General features: G+C 70.1%; 27 protein-coding genes. 13 read left to right on the plus strand and 14 right to left on the minus strand.

Translation table 11 applies throughout. The annotated features are described in order from the left end of the window. Positions 1 to 15: 15 nt before the first annotated feature. The 8 genes from ACZ7OH_RS18375 (at position 16) to ACZ7OH_RS18410 (ending at position 6,739) form a co-directional block, all read left to right on the plus strand. Entirely contained in the window at positions 16 to 1,032 is a 1,017-nt protein-coding gene (locus ACZ7OH_RS18375) for a substrate-binding domain-containing protein (RefSeq protein ID WP_470281832.1), read from the plus strand. After that, positions 1,029 to 2,024 carry an ABC transporter permease gene (locus ACZ7OH_RS18380; protein WP_470281833.1) on the plus strand — a complete coding sequence of 332 codons (996 nt, stop codon included), beginning with the start codon at positions 1,029 to 1,031 and terminating at the stop codon, positions 2,022 to 2,024. The genes ACZ7OH_RS18375 and ACZ7OH_RS18380 overlap by 4 nt, the downstream gene beginning before the upstream one ends. Further along, positions 2,021 to 2,830, plus strand: coding sequence for an ATP-binding cassette domain-containing protein (locus ACZ7OH_RS18385; protein WP_470281834.1), 810 nt, complete (start codon positions 2,021 to 2,023; stop codon positions 2,828 to 2,830). Before ACZ7OH_RS18380 ends, ACZ7OH_RS18385 begins: the two co-directional genes overlap by 4 nt. Continuing rightward, positions 2,827 to 3,660 (plus strand): PfkB family carbohydrate kinase, encoded by an 834-nt coding sequence (locus ACZ7OH_RS18390; protein WP_470281835.1) that lies wholly within the window; start codon positions 2,827 to 2,829, stop codon positions 3,658 to 3,660. The genes ACZ7OH_RS18385 and ACZ7OH_RS18390 overlap by 4 nt, the downstream gene beginning before the upstream one ends. After that, positions 3,657 to 4,292 carry a nucleoside/nucleotide kinase family protein gene (locus tag ACZ7OH_RS18395; RefSeq protein WP_086862402.1) on the plus strand — a complete coding sequence of 212 codons (636 nt, stop codon included), beginning with the start codon at positions 3,657 to 3,659 and terminating at the stop codon, positions 4,290 to 4,292. Before ACZ7OH_RS18390 ends, ACZ7OH_RS18395 begins: the two co-directional genes overlap by 4 nt. Continuing rightward, positions 4,289 to 5,029 (plus strand): SDR family oxidoreductase, encoded by a 741-nt coding sequence (locus ACZ7OH_RS18400; protein WP_470281836.1) that lies wholly within the window; start codon positions 4,289 to 4,291, stop codon positions 5,027 to 5,029. The genes ACZ7OH_RS18395 and ACZ7OH_RS18400 overlap by 4 nt, the downstream gene beginning before the upstream one ends. Positions 5,030 to 5,101: 72 nt before the next feature. Beyond that, on the plus strand, positions 5,102 to 6,142 hold the full coding sequence (locus ACZ7OH_RS18405) for a 2OG-Fe(II) oxygenase family protein (protein ID WP_470281837.1): 1,041 nt from the start codon (positions 5,102 to 5,104) through the stop codon (positions 6,140 to 6,142). A gap of 183 nt (positions 6,143 to 6,325) precedes the next feature. After that, the gene (locus ACZ7OH_RS18410; protein WP_400896948.1) at positions 6,326 to 6,739 is read left to right on the plus strand and encodes a VOC family protein; all 414 of its coding nucleotides are present in this window, start codon (positions 6,326 to 6,328) and stop codon (positions 6,737 to 6,739) included. Between the two features lie 4 nt (positions 6,740 to 6,743). Here ACZ7OH_RS18410 and ACZ7OH_RS18415 read toward each other — a convergent pair whose 3' ends face one another. From ACZ7OH_RS18415 to ACZ7OH_RS18430, 4 genes are all read right to left on the minus strand, one after another. Then, positions 6,744 to 7,412 carry a DedA family protein gene (locus tag ACZ7OH_RS18415; protein WP_354813747.1) on the minus strand — a complete coding sequence of 223 codons (669 nt, stop codon included), beginning with the start codon at positions 7,410 to 7,412 and terminating at the stop codon, positions 6,744 to 6,746. Positions 7,413 to 7,542: 130 nt separating this feature from the next. Then, entirely contained in the window at positions 7,543 to 8,364 is an 822-nt protein-coding gene (locus tag ACZ7OH_RS18420; protein ID WP_470281838.1) for a YceI family protein, read from the minus strand. Continuing rightward, the gene (locus tag ACZ7OH_RS18425) at positions 8,361 to 10,952 is read right to left on the minus strand and encodes an MFS transporter (protein WP_470281839.1); all 2,592 of its coding nucleotides are present in this window, start codon (positions 10,950 to 10,952) and stop codon (positions 8,361 to 8,363) included. The genes ACZ7OH_RS18420 and ACZ7OH_RS18425 overlap by 4 nt, the downstream gene beginning before the upstream one ends. Beyond that, positions 10,949 to 11,479, minus strand: coding sequence for a MarR family winged helix-turn-helix transcriptional regulator (locus ACZ7OH_RS18430; RefSeq protein ID WP_400896940.1), 531 nt, complete (start codon positions 11,477 to 11,479; stop codon positions 10,949 to 10,951). The genes ACZ7OH_RS18425 and ACZ7OH_RS18430 overlap by 4 nt, the downstream gene beginning before the upstream one ends. Before the next feature lie 185 nt (positions 11,480 to 11,664). On the opposite strand from ACZ7OH_RS18430, the gene ACZ7OH_RS18435 reads away from it, so the two are divergent. Both ACZ7OH_RS18435 and ACZ7OH_RS18440 read left to right on the plus strand, forming a co-directional pair. After that, positions 11,665 to 12,090, plus strand: coding sequence for a PPOX class F420-dependent oxidoreductase (locus ACZ7OH_RS18435; protein WP_470281840.1), 426 nt, complete (start codon positions 11,665 to 11,667; stop codon positions 12,088 to 12,090). A 58-nt stretch (positions 12,091 to 12,148) separates the two neighbouring features. Beyond that, positions 12,149 to 13,540, plus strand: a complete 1,392-nt coding sequence (locus ACZ7OH_RS18440; protein WP_470281841.1) for an FAD-binding oxidoreductase — start codon at positions 12,149 to 12,151, stop codon at positions 13,538 to 13,540. A gap of 421 nt (positions 13,541 to 13,961) precedes the next feature. Here ACZ7OH_RS18440 and ACZ7OH_RS18445 read toward each other — a convergent pair whose 3' ends face one another. From ACZ7OH_RS18445 to ACZ7OH_RS18460, 4 genes are all read right to left on the minus strand, one after another. Then, the gene (locus ACZ7OH_RS18445) at positions 13,962 to 14,666 is read right to left on the minus strand and encodes a DedA family protein (protein ID WP_470281842.1); all 705 of its coding nucleotides are present in this window, start codon (positions 14,664 to 14,666) and stop codon (positions 13,962 to 13,964) included. A gap of 45 nt (positions 14,667 to 14,711) precedes the next feature. After that, positions 14,712 to 15,068, minus strand: a complete 357-nt coding sequence (locus ACZ7OH_RS18450) for a hypothetical protein (protein ID WP_470281843.1) — start codon at positions 15,066 to 15,068, stop codon at positions 14,712 to 14,714. Between the two features lie 24 nt (positions 15,069 to 15,092). After that, positions 15,093 to 16,244 (minus strand): N-acetylglucosamine-6-phosphate deacetylase, encoded by a 1,152-nt coding sequence (gene nagA / locus ACZ7OH_RS18455; protein WP_470281875.1) that lies wholly within the window; start codon positions 16,242 to 16,244, stop codon positions 15,093 to 15,095. Between the two features lie 91 nt (positions 16,245 to 16,335). Continuing rightward, positions 16,336 to 16,908, minus strand: coding sequence for an RNA polymerase sigma factor (locus tag ACZ7OH_RS18460; RefSeq protein WP_163046624.1), 573 nt, complete (start codon positions 16,906 to 16,908; stop codon positions 16,336 to 16,338). A 189-nt stretch (positions 16,909 to 17,097) separates the two neighbouring features. On the opposite strand from ACZ7OH_RS18460, the gene ACZ7OH_RS18465 reads away from it, so the two are divergent. After that, positions 17,098 to 17,382 carry a YciI family protein gene (locus ACZ7OH_RS18465; protein ID WP_400896930.1) on the plus strand — a complete coding sequence of 95 codons (285 nt, stop codon included), beginning with the start codon at positions 17,098 to 17,100 and terminating at the stop codon, positions 17,380 to 17,382. On the opposite strand, the gene ACZ7OH_RS18470 is transcribed toward ACZ7OH_RS18465, so the two are convergent. The 6 genes from ACZ7OH_RS18470 to ACZ7OH_RS18495 form a co-directional block, all read right to left on the minus strand. Next, on the minus strand, positions 17,377 to 18,315 hold the full coding sequence (locus tag ACZ7OH_RS18470; RefSeq protein ID WP_470281876.1) for a PDR/VanB family oxidoreductase: 939 nt from the start codon (positions 18,313 to 18,315) through the stop codon (positions 17,377 to 17,379). The two genes, ACZ7OH_RS18465 and ACZ7OH_RS18470, sit on opposite strands and share 6 nt — an antisense overlap. A 50-nt stretch (positions 18,316 to 18,365) precedes the next feature. After that, complete coding sequence (locus ACZ7OH_RS18475) at positions 18,366 to 19,223, minus strand: metal-dependent hydrolase (protein WP_470281844.1); 858 nt, start codon at positions 19,221 to 19,223, stop codon at positions 18,366 to 18,368. Beyond that, positions 19,220 to 20,692: a flavin-containing monooxygenase gene (locus tag ACZ7OH_RS18480; RefSeq protein WP_470281845.1), complete on the minus strand. Its 1,473-nt coding sequence runs from the start codon at positions 20,690 to 20,692 to the stop codon at positions 19,220 to 19,222. Before ACZ7OH_RS18480 ends, ACZ7OH_RS18475 begins: the two co-directional genes overlap by 4 nt. 81 nt (positions 20,693 to 20,773) lie before the next feature. Continuing rightward, on the minus strand, positions 20,774 to 21,250 hold the full coding sequence (locus ACZ7OH_RS18485) for a pyridoxamine 5'-phosphate oxidase family protein (RefSeq protein WP_470281846.1): 477 nt from the start codon (positions 21,248 to 21,250) through the stop codon (positions 20,774 to 20,776). Positions 21,251 to 21,252: 2 nt separating this feature from the next. Next, complete coding sequence (locus ACZ7OH_RS18490) at positions 21,253 to 22,164, minus strand: SDR family oxidoreductase (RefSeq protein ID WP_470281847.1); 912 nt, start codon at positions 22,162 to 22,164, stop codon at positions 21,253 to 21,255. 72 nt (positions 22,165 to 22,236) lie between these two features. Then, positions 22,237 to 23,145 (minus strand): aldo/keto reductase, encoded by a 909-nt coding sequence (locus tag ACZ7OH_RS18495; RefSeq protein WP_470281848.1) that lies wholly within the window; start codon positions 23,143 to 23,145, stop codon positions 22,237 to 22,239. Positions 23,146 to 23,208: 63 nt separating this feature from the next. Here ACZ7OH_RS18495 and ACZ7OH_RS18500 point away from each other — a divergent pair, with 63 nt between their 5' ends. Together ACZ7OH_RS18500 and ACZ7OH_RS18505 are read left to right on the plus strand one after the other, a co-directional pair. Beyond that, the gene (locus tag ACZ7OH_RS18500; protein WP_470281849.1) at positions 23,209 to 24,033 is read left to right on the plus strand and encodes an LLM class F420-dependent oxidoreductase; all 825 of its coding nucleotides are present in this window, start codon (positions 23,209 to 23,211) and stop codon (positions 24,031 to 24,033) included. Positions 24,034 to 24,186: 153 nt separating this feature from the next. After that, a partial coding sequence (locus ACZ7OH_RS18505; RefSeq protein WP_470281877.1) for a class II fructose-bisphosphate aldolase occupies positions 24,187 to 24,339 on the plus strand: 153 nt, incomplete at its 3' end.

A 24,339-nucleotide genomic window follows, 5' to 3' on the forward strand; every position in this document is an offset into this window, starting at 1 on the left:
AAAGGGTGGGAACCCATGAGACAGCGAAGTCTCACCGCAGTCGTGCTGGCCGCCGTCCTCGCCGCTTCGACCGGCTGCACGGTCGAACGCCACTGGGGCGGCAACACCAACACCGGCGGGAGCGGCAAGGCCAAGGTCGGCCTCGTCACCAAGACCGATACGAACCCGTACTTCGTCGAGCTGCGCAACGCCGCGAGAGCGGCCGCGCAGGCCAACGGCGCCGACTTCAGCGCCCTCGCCGGCCAGTTCGACGGCGACAACGACGGCCAGGTCCGCGCTATCGAGAACCTCCGTCAGCAGGGCGCGAACACCATCCTCATCACGCCCAGCTCGTCGACCGGCGTGCTCAAGGCGATCAAGGACGCCCGCGACGCCGGCGTCCTGGTCATCGCCCTCGACACGGCCACCGAACCGGCCGACGCCGTCGACGCCACGTTCGCCACCGACAACTTCGCGGCCGGCCAGCAGCAGGGCGCCTACGTCAAGGCCTCGCTCAAGGGCGTCCCGCCGAAGCTGCTGATGGTCGACGGGACCGCCGGCAGCTCGGTCGACACCCAGCGCCACGGCGGCTTCCTCAAGGGCATCGGGCTGACCGACGGCTCGCCGGAGATCAAGGGCCACACCGCGGCCAACGGCGACCAGAGCCTCGCCCAGCAGGGCATGGAGAACCTGCTCCAGCGCAGCACCGACATCAACGCCGTCTACTCGATGAACGAGCCGATGGGCCGCGGCGCGTACGCGGCGCTGAAGGCGCGTGGGCTCACCGGGCAGATCGTGATGGGCTCGATCGACGGCGGCTGCGAAGGCGTCCAGAACGTCAAGGACGGCCAGTTCGCCGCCACCGTCATGCAGTTCCCGAAGAAGATGGCCGAGCAGGGTGTGCTCGCGGCCGTCGAGTACGCCAAGACCGGCAAGAAGCCCTCCGGCTTCGTGAACACCGGTTCCGCCGTGATCACCGACAAGCCCCTGCCCGGCATCGAGAGCCACGACTCCGCCTGGGGCCTGCAGAACTGCTGGGGAGGCGCGAAGTGACGACGGCAACCGCAGTGTCCACAAAGGAGCGTGAGTCGCTCGGCGACTTCCTGCTCCGCGCGCCCGCGGTCGGCCCGGCGCTCGCGCTGGTCGTCGCGATCGTGGTGTTCTCGGTGGCCACGGACACGTTCTTCGACCTCGACAACCTGTCCACAGTGGTCCAGCAGTCGCTGGTCGTCGGGACGCTCGCGTTGGGACAGACGCTCGTCATCCTCATCGCGGGCATCGACCTGTCCAACGCGTCGTCGATGGTCGTCGCGACGCTGATCATGGCGAAGCTCGCCGCGGCCGGCACGAACGGCTTCGTCGCGCTGCTCGCCGGCGTCGTCCTGACGATCATCGTCGGCCTCTTCATCGGCGGCCTCGCCACGCGGATCAAGCTCCCGGCGTTCATCATCACGCTCGGCACGTTCACCATGCTGACCGCGGTGTCGAAGCTGATCGCCGGCGGCCAGGCCGTGCCGGTGACCGACGGCGTGCTGCAGTGGCTCGGCACCAAGCGCTACCTCTTCGGTGGCATCCCGATCACCTACGGCATGACGCTGGCGCTGCTGATGTACCTCGGCGTCTGGTACGCGCTCACGAAAACGGCGTGGGGCAAGCACGTCTACGCCGTCGGTAACGCGCCGGAGTCCGCGCGGCTGTCCGGGATCAAGGTCAACCGCACGGTGCTGTCGGTCTACATCGTGGCCGGGCTGACGTTCGGCATCGCGGCCTGGCAGGCGCTCGGCCGGACGCCGAACGCCGACCCGAACCAGTTCCAGCTCGGCAACCTCGACTCGATCACCGCCGTCGTCCTCGGCGGGACGAGCCTCTTCGGCGGCCGCGGTTCGGTGCTCGGGACGCTGATGGGTGCGCTGGTCGTGGCCGTGCTGCGGTCGGGCCTCACGCAGATGAACGTCGACGGCAACTACCAGGACCTCGCCACCGGGGCCCTGCTCATCGCCGCCGTCGTGGTCGACCGGATCGCGAGGAGGCAGCAGCAGTCATGACCGAACCCATCCTGCAAGCCCGTGGGCTGGTCAAGCGCTACGGCCGGGTGACCGCCATCGACGGCGCCGACTTCGACCTGCTCCCCGGCGAGGTGCTCGCCGTGGTCGGGGACAACGGCGCCGGGAAGTCGTCGCTCATCAAAGCGTTGTCCGGCGCGGTGATCCCCGATGAGGGCGAGATCAAAGTGGACGGCAAGACCGTCCACTTCAAGTCCCCGTTGGACGCCAGGCACTACGGGATCGAGACGGTGTACCAGGACCTCGCCGTCGCGCCCGCGCTCGACATCGCGTCGAACATGTTCCTGGGCCGGGAAAAGCGGCTCAAGGGACCGCTCGGGCTGTTCCGCAAGCTCGACACCGCGACCATGCGGTCGGAGGCGCAGCGGATCCTCGACGAGCTGGGCATCAACATCAAGTCGATCAGCCAGCCCGTCGAGACGCTGTCCGGTGGTCAGCGCCAAGGTGTCGCCGTGGCCCGCGCGGCCGCGTTCGGCACCAAGGCCGTGATCATGGACGAGCCCACCGCCGCGCTCGGCGTCGCCGAGTCCGGCAAGGTGCTCGACCTCATCGGCCGGATCCGCGACCGCGGCCTGCCGGTGGTGCTGATCAGCCACAACATGCCGCACGTCTTCGACATCGCCGACCGCATCCACGTGCACCGCCTCGGCAAGCGCGTCGCGGTCGTCTCGCCGAAGACGCACTCGATGAACCAGGTCGTCGGCCTGCTCACGGGTGCGTTGCGGCTCAACGAAAACGGCGAAGTGGAAGAGGCCGCCGCCGCGACCCACGTGGCCGGCTTGACGTGAGAGTGCTGCTGGCGGGTTTGTGCACCGTGGACGTCGTGCAGAGGGTCGAGGAGCTTCCGGCGCCGGGCGAGAAGGTCCAGTCGCTGCGGGTGGACGTCGCGGCCGGGGGGCCCGCGACGAACGCCGCGGTGACGGCGGCCGCGCTCGGCGCCGAGGCGACCCTGCTGACCGTCCTCGGTGCACACCCGCTGGCCGCGCTCGCCCGCGCCGACCTCGAGGCCTGTGGTGTCCGGCTGATCGACCTGGCCCCCGAGCTGACCGACCCGCCGCCGCTCAGCGCGGTGGCGGTCCGCGAGCGCGACGGCGAGCGCACGGTCGTCGCCCGCAACGCCGCCGAACGCCAGTTCCCCGTGAAGGCGACGCTCCCGGAAGCCGACGTGGTGCTGGTCGACGGGCACTACCCGGAACTCGCGCTGGCCGTCGCCCGGGGAACCGAAGCGCCGGTCGTGCTCGACGCCGGGAGCTGGAAGCCCGTGCTCGACGAACTGCTGCCGCTGGTCGACGTCGCCGCCTGCTCCGCGCACTTCACCGCGCCGGAACCGGGGCTGCACGCGCGCGGCGTCCCCACCGTCATCACCACCGCGGGCCCCGGGCCGGTGCGGTGGTCCACTGCGGACGGCGGCTCGGGTGAGGTGCCTGTCGCCGACGTGGAAGCGCGGGACACACTGGGTGCGGGCGACGTCTGGCACGGCGCCTTCGCCGTCGCCGTGGCCCGCGAACCGACGGTGACGGCCCGGATCCGCTTCGCCAACGAGGTGGCCGCCGAACGGGTGCGGCATGTGGGACCGCGGTCGTGGACGACCGCGATCGCAGGAAGGAACAGGACATGACGGCGTTCGACGACCTGCTGGCCCGGGCCGAGGGCCTGACCGTGCGCGGGCAGCGCAACGTGCTGGGCATCATCGGCGCGCCCGCGTCGGGCAAGACCACGCTCGCGTGGGCGCTGGCCAACGCGCTCGGCTCGCGCGCCGCGGTGGTCGGCATGGACGGCTTCCACCTCGCGCAGGTCGAGCTGCGCCGGCTGGAGCGCACCGAGCGCAAGGGCGCGCCCGACACGTTCGACGCGGCCGGCTACTTCCACATGATCAAGCGGCTCGCCGAAGGCCGCGAGACGGTGTACGCGCCGGAGTTCCGCCGCGAGATCGAGGAGCCGATCGCCGGGGCCGTCGCGGTGCCGCCGGAGGTCCAGCTGGTGATCACCGAGGGCAACTACCTGCTGCTGCCGGACGACCCGTGGAGCGGCATCCGGCCGCTGCTCACCGAGGCGTGGTTCCTCGCACCGGACGAGCCCGAGCGGATCGAACGGCTGGTGTCGCGCCACCGCCGGTACGGCCGTTCCCTGGTCGAGGCCCGCCGCCGCGCGCTCGGCTCCGACCAGCGCAACGCCGACCTCATCTCGCAGACGCGCGACCGCGCGGACCTGGTGCTGGAGAACCTGCCGCTGGCGAACTTCGCGATTTGACCCTCATCGTCACGGGCGGCAGCCGGGGCATCGGCGCCGCCATCTGCACGCTGGCGGCCGCGCGCGGCTACGACGTCGTCGTGAACTACTCGGGTGACCCGGTGCCCGCGCGGGAGGTCGCTTCGCGGGTGCGTGCGGCCGGCCGTCAGGCGCTGGCGGTCCGCGCGGACGTCTCCGTCGAGGACGACGTCCGCGCGCTGTTCGACGCCGCCGCAGAGCTGGGGCCGGTGTCCGCGCTGGTCAACAACGCGGCGATCGTCGGCAACACGCCCGGGCGGCTTGACTCCTACGCCGTCGATGTCGTCCGGCGCACGCTCGACGTCAACGTGACCGGGGTGTTCCTGTGCTGCCGCGAGGCGGTCCGCCGGATGTCGACGCGGTACGGCGGCCACGGCGGCGCGATCGTCAACATCTCCTCGACGGCCGCGCGCACCGGCTCGGCCGGGGAGTGGGTGCACTACGCGGCGTCGAAGGCCGCCGTCGACACGCTGACGTTCGGGCTGGCCCAGGAGGTCGCGGGCGAGGGCGTCCGGGTCAACGCGGTCGCGCCCGGGATGATCCACACCGGCCTGCACGAGGCCGCCGGCCTGCCGGACCGGATGGCGAAGTACGCGCCGCAGATCCCGATGGGGCGCGCCGGCCAGCCGGCCGAGATCGCCGAAGCGGTGCTGTTCCTGCTGTCGCCGGCGTCGTCGTTCACCACGGGAGCGGTGCTCGACGTCGGTGGCGGCCGCTGATCCCTTTGAACCGGCAATTCCTGCTATTCGTGTGGTGAACGTTCCCGAAACCGCGCGAAAGGTGAACAGGAAATGACCGCGTTGCACACGTTCGAACTCCCTGATTCGGTGAGCGGGACGACCGTTGATCGAATTCTGGGCCGTCAGCTGATCCGCACCTGGGAGACCGACGGGATATTCCAGGTCGCCGCCACGACGGAGCAGGACCGGAGCACCGGGGAAGCGCTTGCTGCGAGCCGCCGGTTCTTCGCCAGACCCTTGCCGGAAAAGGCGAAGTTCGTCAGCGACCTGACCTATAGCGGCTACATCGCGTCCGGGGAAGAAGTGACCGCGGGCGAAGCCGACTACTCCGAAATCTTCACCGTCTGCCCGGATGTCCCGCTCACCGACACCCGGGTCACCGAGGCCTGGCCGTGCCACGGTCCGGTGCCCTGGCCGGACGAGGACTACCGGACGGCGATGAAAAACTATCTCCACGAGGTCGGGGAAATCGGGGAGAAATTGCTGAAGCTCGTCGCACTCGGTCTCGAGGTCGACATCGACCGGCTGACGGGGCTCACCCGCGACGGCTGGCACCACATGCGCGTGCTGCGGTTTCCCGCCCGGTCCGCGACGACCGAACGCGGGATCGGCGCGCACACCGACTACGGCCTGCTCGTGATCGCCGCGCAGGACGACGTCGGTGGCCTCTCGATCCGGCCGCCGGTGCCCGGGGAGGCCCGCAACCGCAACTGGCTGCCGGAGGAGAGCACGGCCGGGATGTACCAGGACGAGGAGCCGTGGCACTTCGTCGAACCCGAGCCGCGGGTGTTCACCGTCTTCCCCGGCGACATCCTCCAGTTCCTCACCGGCGGCCGGCTGCTGTCGACCCCGCACAAGGTCCGGCTCGCGACGCGCGAGCGGTACACGATGGCGTACTTCCACGAGCCGTCGTTCGGCGCCGCTGTCCGCCCGCTGGCCGGGGGCGACGAGTGCATCCACTACGGCACGCACTTCACGAACATGTTCACCCGCTGCTACCCCGACCGGGTGACCACCCGGCGCATCAACCGTGAAGGGCGCCTGACCACGCTCGACCGGATCCGGGCGAGGAGCCTGGCCGAGCGGGGGTGATCGACGTCACCGCCGGTCACCATCCGTAAGACGGGGGTGACCGGCGGTAGGTTGTTTCCGAAGGATGAGACGCCCGGAGACGACGAGATCACGATCGGACGCGGACTTGGTCACCTCGGTTTCGACTGTCGAACGCTGTGCAACTCTGGGGAGCCGCCACTCGAAAGGACGGCTTCGGAAGCCATGGCAAAACTCATGTCCGTGCACCACCTCGCGCTCACCGTGACCGACGTGGACCGCAGCGTGCCGTGGTACGTGCGCGTCCTCGACCTCGAGGAGGTCACCCGGCGCGAAGAGCCGGACACGGGGCTGCGGAAGGTCGTGCTCCGGTCCGCCGGGGACGAGTTCTCCGTGGTGCTGGTCCAGCACGCGGACACCGGCAGACGCGGGTTCGACGAGCGCAGAACCGGGCTCGAGCACGTCGCCTTCCGGGTGCAGTCGACCGCCGAGCTGGCCGAATGGGAGTGCCGGCTCGCGGAGTTCGGGGTGTCGTACCTGCCGGCCGCGCCGTCGCGGACGTTCGAGGGTTCGCAGGTCGTGGTGTTCCGCGATCCGGACGGCATCCAGCTCGAGATCTGGACCGACCCGGAGCTCTGACCGCTCAGGCGCGGGCGTCGTCGCGTTCGTCGACCGGGCGGCGCATCTCCTGGCGGTAGCGGAGCACGCCGTAGCCCGTGCCGAACACGAAGAACGCGATGCTGATCCACAGCGCCGCCGTCTTCAGCCACGGCAGGGCGTCCAGCAGCCCCGCGCCGTAGTAGCCCAGCAGCACCAGCGTCGGCACCCACAGCAGCCCGCCCAGCGCCGTCGCCGCCATGAAGCGGCGCGGGTCCATCCGGGCCGCGCCCGCGATCAGCGGCGCCAGCGTGCGGATCCACGGGATCCACCGGGCCGCCACGATCGCGAAGAAGCCCTTCCGGTCCAGGAACCGCTGCGCGCGTTCCAGGTTGTGCCGGTTCAGGACCTTGCCGTCGCGGCGCGCGATGAGCTTCGTCCCGCTGCCGCGGCCGATGTAGTAGCCGATCTGGTTGCCGAGGACGGCGACGATCAGCGCGGCTCCCGACAGGAACCACGCGTTCGCGTCCGAACCGTGCTGGGCCAGCACCACGCCGGCCCCGAACAGCAGCGAATCACCGGGCAGGAACAGCCCGATGATCAGCGCGCATTCGACCAGCACGAAGCTCAGCACGATCACCCACACGAGCAGCGGCCCGGCGGTGTCCAGCCAGCTCACGCCGACGCCCGCGGCCTCGATGCTCACGACGTTCACACCCGGAGCCTACGTGGCCCAGGTGAACACCCCACGGCGAACGGTCGAATCGGGCTGTCCGGATCGTTCCGGTTCTACGAACGGTGAAGGCCCCCTCACCAGCGGTGAGAGGGCCTTCCCGAACGCGGGCTCAGAACTGCGGCAGCGACTCGCCCTGCACCGCTTCGACGTCCAGCTCGACCTTCACGGTCGTACCGACCGCCGCGACCCCCGCCCGGACCATCGCGCTGTAGTTGATCGCGAAGTCGTTCCGGTGCAGCGTCGTCTCGGCGTGGAACGCCACGCGCACGCCGCCCCACGGGTCCGGGCCCCAGCCGCCGTACGTCAGTTCGAGCTCGATCTCGCGGCGCTCGCCGTGCAGCGTGAGGTCGCCGACCAGCGTCCACGAGTCGACGCCGCGCTGGCGCATGCCGGTACTCGTGAACGTGATCACCGGGTGGACGTCGACGTCGAGGAAGTCCGGCGAGCGAAGGTGGTCGTCGCGCATCTTGATGTTCGTGTCGATGCTCGCCGCCTTGATCTCGGCGTGCACCGACGACCGCTCGGCCGGGCGGCCGATCTCGATCCGGCCGGACACGTCCGGGAACCGCGCCTTGATGCTCGCGATGCCCAGGTGCCGCGCGGTCGCGACCACCGACGAGTGCATCGGGTCGATCACCCACGGCCCGGCGGGCGGCAGGTCGATCGCCTCGGCGACCGGGGCCAGCACGACGTCGCCGAGCGAGCCGGAGCCGTCCGAGGCGATCTGCGTCATCCGGGCGACCGGGGTGTACCCGGCCGCCGTGACGACGGCGGTGTACGTGCCCGCCGGGAGGGCGTCGGTGACGACCTCCCCGCGGACGTCGGCCGCCTGGCGGGCGACCTGCCGCCCGGCCGGGTCGGTCACGGTGAGCACCGCGTGCTCCACCGCCCACCCCTCGGCCGTGCGGAAGGTCGCGCGCAACCCGTTCATGACCGGTCGACCAGCTCGTCGAGGGCCTGGTCGTAGCTCAGCCGGACGTCGTGGTCCGCTTCGCCGCCGGTCAGCTCCACCTGGCTGGTCGCCGGCGGGTAGCCGCTCGCGACCACGGTGTACGCGCCCGCGGGCAGGTCGCTGACCAGGTACCGGCCTTCGGCGTCGGTCCGCGCCACGGCGGCGACGTTGCCCTCGGCGTCGAGCACGGTGATCCGCGCGTCCGGGACGACCCGGTCGCCCTCGGTCCGCGCGACGCCGGCCAGCTGCACCGAGCTGGACAGCTCGACGTCGTGGCGCAGCACGCCGCTGTCGGGCACGGTCAGCATCACCGCGACGGGCCGGTAGCCCGGGCCACTGGCGACCAGGGTGTAGGCCCCGGCGCCGACCCCGACGAAGGCGTAGGTGCCGTCCGTGGTCGTGATGAACGCGCCGTTCACCTCGCCGCGGCCGTCGGTCAGCGTCACCGTGACGTTCGCCAGCGGCGAGCCGGTCGCCGCGGCCTTCACGGTGCCGGTCAGCTCGCCGGACCCGGTGAGCGTGACGTCGACCGTCGCCGGCCCGTTGCTGATCACGACGCTGGAGGCCTGCGGCTGGTGGCCGTGGGCCGACACGATGAGGACATAAGCGCCCGGGCCCTGGCTGGGCACCGAGTAGCTGCCGTCCGCGGCGCCGGTGGCCCGCGCGACCTGGCGGCCGCGCTGGTCGATCAGGGTCAGCGCCGCACCCGAAACGTGGCTGCCGTCCTGACGGCGGACGTGGCCGGTCACCGGCACGCCACCCGCGCCGACGGGGACGTCGAGCTCGGCGTCCGCGACGGAGTTCGTGATCGGCAGCGCACCCGACACGGCCTGGTAGTCGCCGTGCCCGTTGCTCAGCGCGTGCTTGCCGCCGCCCACGAGGGCGGGCTCACGGTCGACCGGGCGCACCGGCTCGACGATCTCGGTCGGCTCGTCCGCGTGGTCGTCCGCCTCGAGCAGCGCCTCGCCGCCCTCCATGGCCGCCGCGGCCGGGGCCGCGTTGGTCAGCGGGATCTCCTTCATGAACAGGAGCACGATCGTGGCCAGCAGGGCCACCGCGCCGGCGATGTAGAACACCGTGGTGATCGAGTCGGTGAAGCCGATCAGGATCGGCGTCTTGATCCCCTCCGGCAGGGACTGGATCACGCTGGTGTTCTCGGACAGGTTGCCGATGCTCCCGCCGGCGCCGGCTGGCAGCTTGCCGCCGAACGCCTTCGTGATGTTGGGCAGCAGGGTGTTGAACAGAACGGTCAGGAAGATCGCGACACCGGCGGTACCACCGATCTGGCGGAAGAACGTCGCCGACGCGGTCGAGACGCCCATGTCGCTGCGCGGGCCGGCGTTCTGCACCGCGATGATCAGCGTCTGCATGCACTGGCCGAGGCCGAGACCGATGATGGCGGCCGCGACCAGCGGGTGCCACAGCGGCGAGTCGTACTTGACCTGCGCGAAGAAGAACGCACCGGCGGCGATCATGAGGGTGCCCACGATCGGGAAGATCTTGTAGCGGCCGGTCTTGCCGGTGAGCCGGCCGGACACGATCGAGCTGGTCATGATGCCCGCCATCAGCGGCAGCATCAGCAACCCGGACTCGGTCGGCGTGTAGCCCTGCACGACCTGCATGAACTGCGGGATCATCGTGATCGCGCCGAACATCGCGACACCGACGATGACACCGCCGATGATCGCCACGGTGAACGTCGAGTTCTTGAACAGCCGCAGCGGGATCAGCGCGGCGTCCTTCATCCACCGTTCGATCGCGATGAACGCGATCACGCCGACGCCGCCGACGACGTAGCAGAGGATCGACTTCCCGTCGCCCCAGCCCCACTTCTGGCCCTGCTCGGCGACGATCAGGAACGGCACGACCGCGACGACCAGAGCGAGGGCGCCCCACCAGTCGATCTTGTGCTTCTGTGGGACGTGCGGCACGTTCAGCACGCGGGCGACGACGAACAGCGCGATGACGCCGATCGGGACGTTGATCAGGAAGACCCAGCGCCAGCCGTGGATGTCGTAGCCGAAGATGCTGCCGGCGTGCTCGATGCCGGCGAAGAAGCCGCCGAGAACCGGGCCCAGCACGGTGGACAAGCCGAACACGGCGAGGATGTAGCCCTGGTACTTGGCCCGTTCCCGGGGCGGCACGATGTCGCCGAGGATCGTCATGGCCAGCGACATCAGGCCGCCGGCGCCGAGGCCCTGCACCGCGCGGAACGCGGCCAGCTGGTACATCGACTGCGCGAAGGCCGAGGCCAGCGAACCGGCGACGAAGATCGTGATCGCGGCCAGGTAGAACGGCTTGCGGCCGTAGATGTCGGAGAGCTTGCCGTAGATCGGCGTGACGATCGTCGAGGTGATCAGGTACGCCGTGGTCGCCCACGCCTGCAGGTCGAACCCGTGCAGGTCGTTGGCGATCTTGACGATCGACGTACCGACGATCGTCTGGTCGAGCGCGGCGAGGAACATGCCGCACATCAGGCCGCTCAGGATCGTGACGATCTGGCGGTGGCTCAGCCGGGGTGGTTGGCCCACCTCGGGCAGGGCCGGAGCTTCGGTGGTGGAACTCATGCGTTGGCCCCCTTGGCCGGAGCAGCGGCGGACGCCTGGGCGTCGGCCAGCTGTGGAGAGTGGTTCTCGATACCTGTGTTGAGCCGGCCGAACAGCGTGTTCAGGGTCTGGATCTCCCCTTCGGTCCAGTCCCCGAGCACGTCGGCCAGCCACTGGTTGCGCTGCTTGCGGTTCTCTTCGAACACCCGCATGCCCTCGGTCGTCGGCGCGAGCAGGCACGCCCGGCCGTCCTCGGGATCGGCCTGGCGTTCGACCAAGCCGTGCTGGACGAGTGAGCTCGACTGCCGGCTGATCGTGGAGATCTCCGAGTGGAGTGACTCGGCGAGCCTGCTGGTCCGCTGCGGGCCCTCGTGGATGAGGGTGAAGAGGATCGCGTAGGCCGCCCGCTCGATGCCGTCGGGACCCTGCTTGGACACCTGGGACTTCGCCTTGTTGATCAGGCGGACCAGGCGCACGAGCTCGTGCCCGAGCTGGTCGGCGAGGTCCAGCTCGGCTTTGGGCCGGGTGGCGGAGCTGTTCGGTGCCATGGATGGAGTCCTTCACGGCGTTGGTTGGCGGCTGCAACTAGTTGCCTCAGGCAAGGATGTGCCTTCACCACCGGTTATGCAAGCGGAGGCCGGGTCGATGTGTCGGAACACACTTTAGTTGTCATACGCAAGCAGTTTCCCGCGGGCTCCCGGAACAAACGCGGCGGCACCCGGTTGGTACAGCTATGACGGACGACACAGCGCTGAAGGACTTCCTCGCCACGCGCCGCCACGGCGTGCTGGCCACGATCCGCCGCGACGGGCGGCCCCAGCTGTCCACGATCACGCACCTCTACGACGCCGAGACGAACACGATCACCGCGTCGATCACCGAGACCCGCGCGAAGACGAAGAACATGCGCCGCGACCCGCGGGTGACCTACCACGTGGGCAGCGAAGACGGCTGGAGCTACGTCGTCGCCGAGGGGCGCGCGTCGCTGACGGCGCCGGCGGCTTCGCCGGACGACGAGACCGTCGAAGCGCTCGTCGACTACTACCGCCGGGCGGCGGGCGAGCACCCCGACTGGGACGAGTACCGCGCCGCGATGGTCAGCGACCAGCGCGTCCTGCTCCGGGTGCACGTGGACAAACTGCTGGGACTGGTCCGGTAGGGGCGGTTTTGAAATAGAAGTTCCGCAGTGCGGAGTATTCGGGCTTACCATGAAAGCCATGAGCGACGAAGCTTTGGTCACCCGGCTGCGCGACCTGCTCGGCAAGAGCGCCGTGCTCACCGACACCGACGTCACGGCGTCGTACGCGCGCGACATGATGCCGCTGGCGCCCTCGGGGCAGCCGCTGGCGGTGGTGCTGCCCGCGAACGTCGAGGAGGTGCAGGCGGTCGTCAAGGCCTGCGCCGAGGCCGGGGTGCCGATCGTGCCGCGCGGGGCGGGCAGCGGCCTGTCCGGCGCGGCGAACGCGATCGACGGCTGCGTGACGCTGTCGATGACCAAGCTGAACGAGATCGTCGAGATCGACCCGGGCAACCGGCTGGCGGTCGTCCAGCCGGGCGTGGTCAACCTGGACTTCCGCAACGCGGTGGAGAAGCACGGGCTCTTCTACCCGCCGGACCCGTCGAGCTACGACTGGTGCACGATCGGCGGCAACCTGTCGACCAACGCCGGCGGCCTGTGCTGCGTGAAGTACGGCGTCACGACGGACTCGGTGCTGGGCTTGGAGGTCGTCCTGGCGGACGGGTCCCTGCTGAAGACGGGCCGCCGGACGGTGAAGGGCGTGGCGGGCTACGACCTCGCCCGGCTGTTCGTCGGCAGCGAGGGCACGCTGGGCGTGATCACCCAGGCGACGGTCCAGCTCAAGCCGCTGCCCCAGGCCCCGGCGACGCTGGTCGCGGGCTTCTCGACGACCGAGGCCGCGGGCGAGGCCGTGGCGCGGGTCGTGCGGGAGGGGCTCGTGCCGTCGCTGCTGGAGATCATGGACGCGTCGTCGATCAAGGCGTCCGAGACGTACTTGAAGACGGACCTCGGCGCGGGTTCGGACTGCCAGGCGCTGCTGCTGGGGCAGTCGGACGCGGGCGGCGAGGTCGCGCGCCGGGAGCTGGCGGCGCTGGAGCAGATCTGCGTCGACTGCGGGGCGGATCTGGCCTACACGACGGAGGACCTCGAAGAGGGGCGGATGCTGCTGCAGGCCCGCCGGGTGGTGCTGACGGCCTTGGAGACGTACGGCCTGTGGCTGACCGACGACGTCTGCGTGCCGCGCACGCGGATCGCGGAGCTGATCCGGGGCTGCGAGAAGATCAGTTCCGAGGTGGGGCTGCGCATCGCGGTGGTCGGCCACGCGGGCGACGGCAACATGCACCCGACGATCGTCTACCAGCCCGACGACGCGGACGAGTTCGCGCGGGCGCAGCGGGCGTTCGACGAGATCCTCGAGGTCGGGCTGTCGCTGGGCGGGACGGTCACCGGGGAGCACGGGGTCGGGAAGATCAAGCGGGAGTGGCTGGAGCGGGAGATCGGACCGGTGGGGATGCGGGTGCACCGCCAGATCAAGGCGGCTTTGGACCCGGGGAACCTGTTCAACCCGGGGTCGATGTTCTCGATGACCTGAGGAGTCGCTCGGGGTTCGGGCCTGGTTCGAGGCCCGTCTCGGGTGGACCGGCGGTCTCGCCTCGCCGAGCGACCGCGCCGGCGCGAGCTGCCTGCCTCACCGAGCGGCCCTCGTCGGCCTGGGCTGCCCGCTTCGCCTGAGCCGCCGGTCTCGTCGCGGCGCAGCAGGACCTTGCCGGACGAAGCTCGCCGCTGACCAAAGTCGGGCCCGCCGGATCGAGCCAGCCGCAGCCGGGGGGATTGGCCTTGCTTCAGCGGCTCCCGCCTGCCTTGCGTGCTTGTCCCGCCTGGGCGGGGGCCAGCGAGCGCCAGTCTCGGGTGGGCGACCGCGCCGGCGAGACCGGTCGACCCTGCCTGAGCCAGCGGCCCGGGAAACGAAAAGGGCCCCACCGCCGACCGGTGGGGCCCTTCGGGTCCAAGCTTCAGTCCTTGATCCGCGGAATCCGCTGCGTGACCTCCGGGTCGGTCTCCGTGGCCGCCGCCTTCTTCTCGCGCCGCGACTTCAGGTACTCCAGCCCGATCGGGACCACCGAGATCAGCACGATCAGCACGAAGATCGCGTCGACGTTGTTCGCGATGAACGACACCCCGCCCAGCAGCGAACCGAGCACCGTGATGCCCGCCGCCCAGAGGATGCCGCCGATCACCGTGTACGTGAAGTAGCGCTTCGGGTCCATGCGGCCGATGCCCGCGATCCACGTGATGAACGTCCGGACGAACGGCACGAACCGGGCCAGGACGACCGCCTTCGGGCCGTGCTTGTCCAGGAACTCGTGCGTCTTGTCCACGTACTCGCGCTTGAAGAACTTCGAGTCCGGCCGGTTGAACAGCTTCGGCCCGGCGAAGTAGCCGATGTAGTAGCCGACCACGTTGCCGAGCAGCGCCGCGGCTGTCACCAGCACGCAGACCAGCCACAACGGCGCGTCGAGGGTGCCGTTCGCGATGAACAGGCCCGCCGTGAACAGCAGGGAGTCACCGGGCAGCACCGGGAAGACGCTGCTTTCGATGAAGATGATCAGACACAGCACCGCGATGACCGGCGTCGTCAGGCCGCTCAGCAAGTGCTGCGGGTCCAGCCATGACGGCAGCAGCGACATCGTGTTGACCGTGCTCTGGGCGAGAATCACCCCAAAAACGGTACAGGGTCACCCTGAGTCGTTACTGAGACCCGGTCAGACCAGCGTCAGCAGGCCCACCACGGACCCCGCGGCGAGGCCCAGCAGCACCGCCAGCAGCAAGATCCAGTACGCGGGCAGCTGCGCCGACTGCCGCGCCGGGGGCGGGGGTGGCGGCGCCGGTGAGTACGCCGTGGGCGCTTCGGACGCCGCGTCCAGGGCCGCCCGCTCGCGCTCCAGGGAGTCCGCGCTCGCGCCCGAGAGCAGCCCGTACGCCGACGGCAGTTCGTTGATCGCGCTGGTCGGGACGGCGTCCGTTTCCGCCTCCCGCGGCGGCGACGCCGACGGGGCGAAGACGGCTTGCGCGCGAAGGGCGTCCGCCAGCAGCTGCTCGGGGTCCTTCGGCTCGCTCATCTCCGCCCGTCCGCTCGTCGAGAATCAAGTACTCAAGGTAGCCGTACCCACCTCGGCGACCCACTCACCCCGGCGCAGCACCTTCGCCGGTCGCAGGTCCTGGTCGAGGACGACGATGTCGGCCACGTACCCGGGGCACAGCATCCCCGTGCGGTCGGCGATGCCGAGCAGCTCGGCGGGCCGTTGCGACGTCGCGTGCACCGCGTCGAGGATGCCGAGTTTCGCACCCCCGACCAGATTGCGGAAGGCGGTGTCCATCGTCAGGGTGCTGCCGGCCAGCGAGCCGTTGTCGGCGAGGGTGGCGACGCCGTCGTGGACGTCGACCTCCAGCCGGCCCAGCGTGTAGCGGCCGTCGGCGGCGTCGGTCGCGGACATCGCGTCCGTGATGAGCACCGTCCGGTTGCGGCCCGCGTGCTTCGCGGCCAACCGCACCACCGTCGGGTGCAGGTGGACGAGGTCGCAGATGAGCTCGATCGTGATGCGCTCGTCATCGAGCAGTGCCCCGACCGGGCCCGGCTCGCGGTGGTGCAGCGGCCGCATGCCGTTGAACAGGTGGGTCGCGACGGTCGCGCCCGCGTCGATGGCGGGCAGCAGCTGCTCCTCGACGCCGTCGGTGTGCCCGATGGCGGCGATGACGCCCGACTCGGCCAGCTGCCGGACGGCCTTGATCCCGCCGTGCAGTTCCGGGGCGATGGTGACCATCCGGATCGTGCCCTGGCCGGCGCGCAGGAGCTTGTCGACCGTGCCGGTGTCCGGCTCCAGGAGCGTCTCGGGGTCGTGCGCCCCGCAGCGGGCCTTCGAGATGAACGGCCCCTCCAGGTGGATGCCCGCGACCTCGCCGTCCTGGACGAGCTCACGCAGCGCCGCGACCTGGTCACGCAGGATGTCCACCGGGTCGGACACCAAGCTGGCGAGCATGGTCGTGGTGCCGTGACGGCGGTGCGCTCGCACCGCCGTCAGGAGCTCCTCGGGATCGAGGGAGGTGAACGAAGCACCTCCCCCGCCGTGGCAGTGGGTGTCGATGAACCCGGGCACGACCAGTGCCCCACCGACGTCGACGTGCTCGCCCGACGGCGGGGTCCCGGAACCCACGCCGGCGATCCGCCCGTCGGAGACGGCTACCCAGCCGTCGTCGAGTACACGGTCCGGGGCAGCGACCCGGCCGCCCATGATCACGAAATCTCCGGCGCCTCTCACGCACCCCAGCATATATTGGTCTGGACCAAGCATGGTGATACGACTCAGTGATCGGAGTGGTCCACCCGGGTCACTGTGGGGCCTGCATGGCCTTCTGGAGTGCCTCGAGCGCCCGGCTGGCGGTCGACTTAACGGTACCCTTGGAAATGCCTGCGGCCTCAGAGATTTCGGCTTCGCTCAGCCCACCGTAGTAACGCAGCACCAGCACTTCGCGCTGGCGGGGCGGCAGTTTGGACAATGCGGACACGACGGCCTGGTGCTCGCTGGACAGCATCGCGAGGCTCTCCGCGGACCGCGCGTTGACCGCGTGCGGGGGCACGTACTCGCGGGCGGTCTTGCGCCGGCGCAGCACGCTGCGCGACCCGTTGACCACGGCGGTGCGCAGGTAGCCGACGGCGGCCGCGGCGTCGCGGAGCCGGCCCCAGTTGCGATGCAGGCCGGTGAAGGCCTCCTGGACGACGTCTTCCGCGGTCGCGGGCTCGTCCACCAGCAGAATCGCCAGCCGGACCAGCCGCATGCGGTGCTGGCGGTAGAGGTCTTCGAGGGTCAGCGGCGCGGCTGTCTGCGCCGGGGCCGGACCGTCCATGACCCGCAGGTGGCCGAGGGTCGCCTCGACACTGCGTTCCGCATTGCCCTCGAGCATGAACCCCTGCCTGTCCTCGACCCCGGTTTGCACGGTGCGTCGCGTCAGCAGGCTCCCGGTATTCACAGCGTTCACACAGCTACTGACGCACGCCCAGCCTATCGGGTTGGCTTGCCGTCGCCACAGATCGGTTGCCGTGACACGGGTAGGTTCGGACGCGTACCGCCCGCGCGACCCCGGAGAGCCCCCATGGCCTGGTTCCTCGTCGAAATCACCTACGTCCAGGAAAAGATGCCGGAGGTACGGCCGCGGCACCGCGAGTTCCTGAGCAAGCTGGCCGAGCAGGGCCGCGTCGCGGTCGCCGGCCCGCTGGGCGACGGCACCGGCGGCCTCACGCTCTACCAGGCCGACGACGAGGCGCACCTCAAGGAGACGATCGACCAGGACCCGTACTTCCTGGAGGGGGCCATCGCCGAGCGGAGCGTCCGCGAGTTCAAGCCGGTGATCGGCGCCTGGCTGCCCGCGGAGTCATAGGTCGAGCACGGCGGGGCCGCGGTCGACGCAGATCCGCACGGACGAGCCGTCGACCGCCGGCACCGCGCAGGTCCCGCAGAAGCCCTGGCGGCACGAGTACGGCGTCGCGGGCCGCGCTTCGAGGAGGACGTCGAGGGCGGTCCGGTCGCCCGGGACCCGCAGCACCTGCCCTGACCTGCGCAAAGTCAGCTCGAACGGCTCGCCGTCGACGATCGGCGGCGGCGCGAACCGTTCGAAGTGGACGGCTTTGGCGCCGCTCAAAGCCAGGTCGACGCGGACGCCGGTGATCATCGGCACCGGGCCGCAGCAGTACACCGCTGCCCCTTCGGGCAGACCTTCCAGCAGCTCCGCGCCCGACGCCGGGACGCCGTATTCGGTGTCGGGACGGATCCGGACGCGGTCGTCGTCCGGCAGTTCGTCCAGGAACGGCATCGACTCGCGGCTGCGGCCGGTGTAGACCAGTCGCCAGTCGACGCCTGATTCGACACAGCGGCCGACCATCGGCAGGATCGGCGTGATCCCGATGCCGCCGGCGATGAACAAGAACGGTCCGTCCCCGATGAAGGGGAACGCCGTCCGCGGGCCCCGGGCGGTCACCCGCGTCCCCGGCTCGAGCGCGTGGACCTCGGCCGACGCGGTGCCGATCTTCCGCACGGCGATGCGGTAATGATCCTTTTCGGACGGATCGCCGCAGAGCGAGTACTGCCGCACGAGACCCGAGGGCAGCACCAAGTCGATGTGCGCTCCCGGCCGCCAGCCCGGCAGCGGCCCGCCGTTCCCGAGCCGCAGGCTCACGACCCCGTCGGCTTCCGAGCGGACGGCCTCGACCAGCAGCGGAAGGTTCCGGTCCACCGCGCGCACCGGCGGCCGCCGCTTCCCGCTGAACTGCGACATCCGGCGGTAGACGCCCACGACACCGACCAAAGTGGACATCAGGTGGTCGGTCCGGCCGCTGCCGTCCAGCCGGGCGGGCCGGCCGAGCGTCACTCCGCCGCCCGGGCGGCCGGGGAACTCGCCAGGTACGCCACCGCCTGCTCGGTACTCCCGGTCTCCGTCGGGTGGTACGACTTCCGGAAGTACGGCCGGATCTCCCGCAGCAGCTGACGTCCGCTCGGCAACAACCCGCGCTTCGCCGCCCGGCGATACCCCCGCAGGGAAGCGCGGCCCGGGCGCGTCGGATCGTTATGCATCAGATATCGCGTGCCGCGGGCGAAGACCCACGCCAGCACGGGTGTCACCGCCGCCATGCTGCGCACGCGGCGCGTGTAGCGGCCGTCCAAGTGCGTGAAGAGGTCGAACGCGACCGACCGGTGCTCGACCTCCTCGGCGCCGTGCCAGCGCAGCAGGTCGAGCATCACCGGGTCGGCGCCGGCGTCCTCCAGCGGCGCGTCGAGCACCCACTGGCCGAGGAACGCCGTGTAGTGCTCGATCGCGGCGACGATCCCGAGCCGTTCGACCAGCCACTCCTCGGCCGCGTGCCCGGTCAGGCCGCGGTCGCCGAGCAGCTTCCGGAACAGCCACTCCATCTGCGCGATGAACGGCCGCACCGGGACGCCGGCGGCTTCGAGGTGCGCCGCCGCGCCGTCGTGGGCCTCGGCGTGCACGGCCTCCTGGCCGATGAACCCGAGGACGTCCGCCTTGAGCCGCTCGTCGCGGATCAGCGGCACGGCCTGCTTGAACACCTCGACGAACCAGCGCTCGCCTTCGGGTAGCGCCAGGTGCAGGACGTTGATGGTGTGCGTGGCTTGCGGTTCGCCGGGGATCCAGTGCATCGGCAGCGCCGCCCAGTCGAACTCGACGTCGCGCGCGTGGAGGACGAGCTGCTCGTCCCCCGCGGTCATGACGCCCGGCCGGACAGCTCGTAGTCGGCCGGGTCCACCTTCCGCGTCTCCAGCCAGTAGCGCCAGGTGAAGCCGGGCCAGATCGTCCGGTTGACGCCCTTGGCGTCGAGGTACCAGCTCTTGCAGCCGCCCTGCGTCCAGACGCCCTTGACCAGCTTGTCCTGGATCTCCTGCTGGAACTTGTCCTGCACGCCCGGCCGGACGTCGAGCGCGGCGGCGTCGCGGGAGTCGGCGAGCTTGATCGCGTCGACGACGTACCGCGACTGCGACTCGATCATGAACACGACGGAGTTGTGGCCCAGCGCGGTGTTCGGCCCGAGGAGGAAGAACAGGTTCGGGAAGCCGGAGACGGTGATCCCCTTGTGGGTCTGCATCCCTTCGGCGGCCCACTCCTTGGCGAGGTTGCGGCCGTCGACGCCGGTGATGTCGAGGTACTCCAGCGCGTCGGTGACCTTGAACCCGGTGCCGTAGATGATCGCGTCGACCTCGTGCTCGACGCCCGCGGAGTCGACGACCGAGTGCGCCTTGACCTCCTTGACACCGGCGGTGTTCACGTCGACGTTCGGCCGGTTCAGCGCCGGGTAGTAGTCGTTGGAGATCAGGACGCGCTTGCAGCCCATCGTGTAGTCGGGCGTGACCTTCTTGCGCAGCGCGCGATCCTGGATGCCCTTCGCGATGTTGCGCTTCGCGATCAGCTCGCCGGCCTTCATGATCGCCGGGTGGCCGTTGAAGCCGATGGCCCGCGCTTCGAGCAGCCAGTACAGCGCGTTGCGGTACAGGCGCTGGGTGCCCGGGACGCGCTTGAACAGCGTTTGCGCCCACGACGGCATCGCGTGGTCGGGCTTCGGCATGATCCACGGCGGCGTGCGCTGGAAGAGCGTCAGCTCGGCGACGTCCGGGGCGATCTTCGGGACGAACTGGACGGCGCTGGCGCCGGTCCCGACCACGGCGACCTTCTTGCCGCGCAGGTCGTACTCGTGGTTCCACCGCGCGGAGTGCCAGGTCTGGCCCTTGAAGTTCGCGATCCCGGGCAGCTCGGGGACCTGCGGGATGTGCAGGCCGCCGACGCCGGAGACGAGGAACTGCGCGACGAACTCGCGGCCGTCCTTGGTCGTCGCCGTCCAGCGGCGCTCGCGCTCGTCCCAGTGCGCGCCGGTGAGCTCGACGCCGAACCGGATCTTCTCGCGCAGCCGGTACTTGTCCGCGACACCCTTGAGGTACTCGAAGATCTCCGGCTGCGGCGAGAACGACCGCGACCAGCCGGGGTTCTGCTCGTACGAGAACGAGTACATGTGCGACTGCACGTCGCACGCGCACCCGGGGTAGGAGTTGTCGCGCCAGGTGCCTCCCACCTCGTCGGCCTTCTCCAGGATCACGTAGTCCCGGATGCCGGCCTTTTCGAGCTGGATCGCCTGGCCGAGCCCGGAAAACCCGGTGCCCACGATCACGACCTTGAACCGCTCGGTCATCTGTCGGCCTCCGCTGCTTCGAGGATGCTGCCGAGATGACGTTACCTCAGGTAACAGTTACTGGGAAGTACTACCTACTGGTTAGTACGTCCCGCCGAGCTTCGTGTGGTCCCAGCTGACGATCTTCGTCGGCCGGAAGATCAGGCCGACGCGTTTCGGGGCCTGACCTGCGATGAAGGCTTTGAGCTCGTCCGGCACCGGGTCGCCGGGCTTGGCGCCGGCGTAGCGCTGCATGAGCGTGATGCCCATCCGGGTGACTTCTTCGGTGTCCTCGACGATCTCGACGTCGGCCTCGAGCGAGACGCCGCGCAGCTTCTCGTAGCTGTCGCCGTCCTCGATGAGCACGGTCGCCTCCGGCAGGCGCCGGAGGTTCTTCGCCTTCTGCGAGGTGCCGTACGTCCAGGTCGCGACGCCGCCGTCCTCGTGCGGGAAGTACCAGAGCGGCGCGAGGTGCGGCCGGCCGTTCGGGCCGACGCTGGCGACGTTGATGACCTTCTGCTCGGCGAAGTACGCGCGCACTTCGTCCTCGGTCATCCGGATCTGGTCACGACGGGACATCTTCACCCCTTGGTGGCGGCCCGGCCGCCGTGGCCGGTGACCGCCGACTCGAACGCGCCGCGGGCCTCGATGTCGGCCAGCGCGGCCTTGTCCGCCGAAGGTACCCGGCTGCGGGAGCCGATTTCGATGATCGGCGGGAGGAACGCGCGCAGCAGCTTGAGGCCGCCGACCCAGCGCGGCACGTGGATGGTCCGGGCGCGCTTGAGGATGCCGGCTTCGAGGTCGTCGAGGGCGACGTCGAGCGGGTAGGTCTTGCCGATCAGGCCCGGCATCGACGCGCGGAGCTTGCCGAACACGGGGTGCGCGTCGGCGCTCTCGACCAGGTCGGTGCGGATCCACGTCGGGTGCGCGACGCCGACCTTGACGCCCAGGTGAGCGACTTCGGCGCGGAGGCTGTTCGAGAAGGCTTCGACGCCGGCCTTGGCGGCGGCGTAGTTCGCCATGCCCGGCGCGTGCGTGATCGCGGCGAGGCTGGAGATGGCCAGCAGGTAGCCCTTGCGGTCGATGACGTGCGGGAGCGTGACGCGGAACGTGCGCCAGACGCCGAGCAGGTCGACCTCGATGACCTTCTCGAACGCGGCGCGGTCGACCGAGCGGACGAAGCCCGCGGTCGCGATGCCGGCGTTGGCGATGACGACGTCGATGCCGCCGAAGTGCTCGACGACCCCCTTTGCCGCCTTCTCCAGGTCGTCCCAGCTGGTGACGTCGGCTTCCCAGGCGTGCGCGTTGGGCCCGATGCGGTCGGCGACCTTCTTCTGCTCGTCGGCTTCGAGGCCGACGAGGGCGACCTTCGCGCCGCGCGCGGCGAGCCGTTCGGCCAGTCCGGCGCCGATCCCGCGGGCGGCGCCGGTGATCAGCACGACCTTGCCGTCGACCTTCTTGGTGCCGCTCAGCAGCGAAAACGGGTTGGCCACGGTGCCCTCCTAGACGTCACTTGAGGGCACCGTACCCCACCTTACTGGTAGTAAGCTACCCAGAAGTAGGTTTCAGGCTTCGCTCAACGCGGTGATTTCGGCGTCGGTCAGTTCGAGGCTCACCGAGGCGATCAGGTCGGTGAGCTGCTCGGGCGTCCGGGCGCTGGCGATGGGCGCGGCGACCGTCGGCTGCCGCCGCAGCCAGGCGAGCGACACCGTGGCGACCGAGACACCGTGCGCTGCGGCGACCTCGTCGAGCCTGGCCAGCACGCGCTCGCCGTTTCCGTCCAAATAGGACGAAGCGCGGGCGGCGCGCGGGCTGTCGACCACGTCGTCCTTCGTGCGGTACTTGCCGGTCAGGAAGCCCTTCGCGAGGGAGAAGTACGGCAGCGTGGCGAGGCCTTCGCGCGCGACGAGCGGGGCGAGATCACGCTCGTAGTCGCGCTCGACGAGGTTGTAGTGCGGCTGCAGCACGGCGTACCGCGCGAGGCCGTTCTTGTCCGAAGTGGACAGTGCCTCGGCGAGCCGTTCGGCGCTGTAGTTGGACGCGCCGAGGTGGCGGACCTTGCCCGCGCGGACCAGGGCGTCGAACGCGCTCAGCGTCTCCTCGAGCGGGGTGTCCGGGTCGTCGACGTGCGCGTAGTAGAGGTCGATGTGGTCGGTCTTGAGGCGGCGTAGCGAGTCCTCGGCCGCAGCCTGGATGTTCTTCGCGGACAGCCCGGGCCGGCCCTCCCACATGCCGACCTTGGTCGCGACGACGACGTCGTCCCGGTTGCCGCGCGCGGCCAGCCAGTTGCCGAGGATCTCCTCGGAGCCGCCCCCGCCGCCGTAGAGGTCGGCGGTGTCGACGAAGTTGCCCCCGGCCGCGGTGTAGGCGTCGAGCACGGCGAAGGACTGCGGCTCGTCCGCCGTCCAGCCGAAGACGTTGCCGCCGAGGTTGAGCCCGTACACGTCGAGGTCGGTGTTTCCCAGCTTGGTCATGTCTTCGACAGTAATTCGCCGGACCCGGGAGGAAAATCGCCGTCCCACGCGTTGGAGTGTTCCATGGCTATCGAACTGGGCAAGCTCGGGATCTGGCGGTACCACGCGAACGTCGACGCGAAGTTCGCGGCGGAGGCGGAGAAGCTCGGCTACGGGGCGATCTGGCTGGGCGGCTCGCCCAGCGGGGACGACCTCGCGTCGGTGGACGGCCTCCTGGAAGCGACGGACTCGCTGGTCATCGCGACCGGCATCGTGAACATCTGGCAGGACGAGCCGGCGGACATCGCCCGCGTCTACGAGCGCATCACGGCGAAGTACCCCGATCGCTTCCTGCTGGGCATCGGCGCGGGCCACCGCGAAGCGACGAAGGAGTACAAGAAGCCGTACGCGGCCTTGGTCGACTACTTGGACGGCTTGGACGCGGCGGGCGTCCCGGTTTCCGGACGCGCCTTGGCGGCGCTGGGGCCGAAGGTGGTGGAGCTGGCGGGCAAGCGCACGGCGGGTGCGCACCCGTACCTGACGACGCCGGAGCACACCCGCTCGACGCGCGAGATCCTGGGCGAGGGCCCGCTGCTGGCGCCGGAGCACAAGGTCGTCTTGTCGACCGACGCGGCCGAGGCGCGCGCGATCGGCCGTCAGACGGTGAAGTACTACCTCGGGCTGTCGAACTACGTGGCCAACCTGCGGAAACTGGGCTTCACGGACGACGACCTCTCGGGCGAAGGCAGTGACCGGCTGGTGGACGCCCTGGCCCTGCACGGCGACGCGGCGACGATCGCGCAGGGGCTGTCGGCCCACCTGGAGGCGGGGGCGGACCAGGTCGTGGTCCAGGTGCTGAACGAGGACCCGTGGCCGGGCTACCGCGCGCTGGCCGCCGAGCTGCTGTGATCCCCGTCCGGCCGCCGGTTCGCCCGGCGGCCGGACGCACCCCTTCTGAACCGATTCCACGTGCGGAAAACTTTCTGCCCGGGGACCGGTGTGCGGCGGCGGTCCACCTCGTACGATGCGGTCGGGACCTATCCCTGCCAAGGAGGAATACCGATGCCCATCGCGACCCCCGAGGTCTACGCGGAGATGCTCGACCGGGCCAAGGCGGACCAGTTCGCCTACCCGGCCATCAACGTGACCTCGTCCGAGACCGTGAACGCCGCCATCCGCGGGTTCGCCGAGGCGGAGAGCGACGGAATCATCCAG

This window comes from Amycolatopsis sp. NPDC114478 (assembly GCF_055633805.1).

What these genes read in the sequence shown, in the direction of transcription:
- ACZ7OH_RS18485 (WP_470281846.1), bottom strand. Translation starts at nt 21,250, where the DNA reads ATGTCCCGTCGTGACCAGATCCGGATGACCGAGGACGAAGTGCGCGCG.
- ACZ7OH_RS18500 (WP_470281849.1), top strand. Translation starts at nt 23,209, where the DNA reads ATGGCTATCGAACTGGGCAAGCTCGGGATCTGGCGGTACCACGCGAAC.
- ACZ7OH_RS18405 (WP_470281837.1), top strand. Translation starts at nt 5,102, where the DNA reads ATGACCGCGTTGCACACGTTCGAACTCCCTGATTCGGTGAGCGGGACG.
- ACZ7OH_RS18480 (WP_470281845.1), bottom strand. Translation starts at nt 20,692, where the DNA reads ATGACCGAGCGGTTCAAGGTCGTGATCGTGGGCACCGGGTTTTCCGGG.
- ACZ7OH_RS18375 (WP_470281832.1), top strand. Translation starts at nt 16, where the DNA reads ATGAGACAGCGAAGTCTCACCGCAGTCGTGCTGGCCGCCGTCCTCGCC.
- ACZ7OH_RS18420 (WP_470281838.1), bottom strand. Translation starts at nt 8,364, where the DNA reads ATGAACGGGTTGCGCGCGACCTTCCGCACGGCCGAGGGGTGGGCGGTG.
- ACZ7OH_RS18475 (WP_470281844.1), bottom strand. Translation starts at nt 19,223, where the DNA reads ATGACCGCGGGGGACGAGCAGCTCGTCCTCCACGCGCGCGACGTCGAG.
- ACZ7OH_RS18425 (WP_470281839.1), bottom strand. Translation starts at nt 10,952, where the DNA reads ATGAGTTCCACCACCGAAGCTCCGGCCCTGCCCGAGGTGGGCCAACCA.
- ACZ7OH_RS18440 (WP_470281841.1), top strand. Translation starts at nt 12,149, where the DNA reads ATGAGCGACGAAGCTTTGGTCACCCGGCTGCGCGACCTGCTCGGCAAG.
- ACZ7OH_RS18450 (WP_470281843.1), bottom strand. Translation starts at nt 15,068, where the DNA reads ATGAGCGAGCCGAAGGACCCCGAGCAGCTGCTGGCGGACGCCCTTCGC.
- ACZ7OH_RS18460 (WP_163046624.1), bottom strand. Translation starts at nt 16,908, where the DNA reads ATGCTCGAGGGCAATGCGGAACGCAGTGTCGAGGCGACCCTCGGCCAC.
- ACZ7OH_RS18430 (WP_400896940.1), bottom strand. Translation starts at nt 11,479, where the DNA reads ATGGCACCGAACAGCTCCGCCACCCGGCCCAAAGCCGAGCTGGACCTC.
- ACZ7OH_RS18435 (WP_470281840.1), top strand. Translation starts at nt 11,665, where the DNA reads ATGACGGACGACACAGCGCTGAAGGACTTCCTCGCCACGCGCCGCCAC.
- ACZ7OH_RS18465 (WP_400896930.1), top strand. Translation starts at nt 17,098, where the DNA reads ATGGCCTGGTTCCTCGTCGAAATCACCTACGTCCAGGAAAAGATGCCG.
- ACZ7OH_RS18385 (WP_470281834.1), top strand. Translation starts at nt 2,021, where the DNA reads ATGACCGAACCCATCCTGCAAGCCCGTGGGCTGGTCAAGCGCTACGGC.
- ACZ7OH_RS18495 (WP_470281848.1), bottom strand. Translation starts at nt 23,145, where the DNA reads ATGACCAAGCTGGGAAACACCGACCTCGACGTGTACGGGCTCAACCTC.
- ACZ7OH_RS18410 (WP_400896948.1), top strand. Translation starts at nt 6,326, where the DNA reads ATGGCAAAACTCATGTCCGTGCACCACCTCGCGCTCACCGTGACCGAC.
- ACZ7OH_RS18470 (WP_470281876.1), bottom strand. Translation starts at nt 18,315, where the DNA reads ATGTCCACTTTGGTCGGTGTCGTGGGCGTCTACCGCCGGATGTCGCAG.
- ACZ7OH_RS18395 (WP_086862402.1), top strand. Translation starts at nt 3,657, where the DNA reads ATGACGGCGTTCGACGACCTGCTGGCCCGGGCCGAGGGCCTGACCGTG.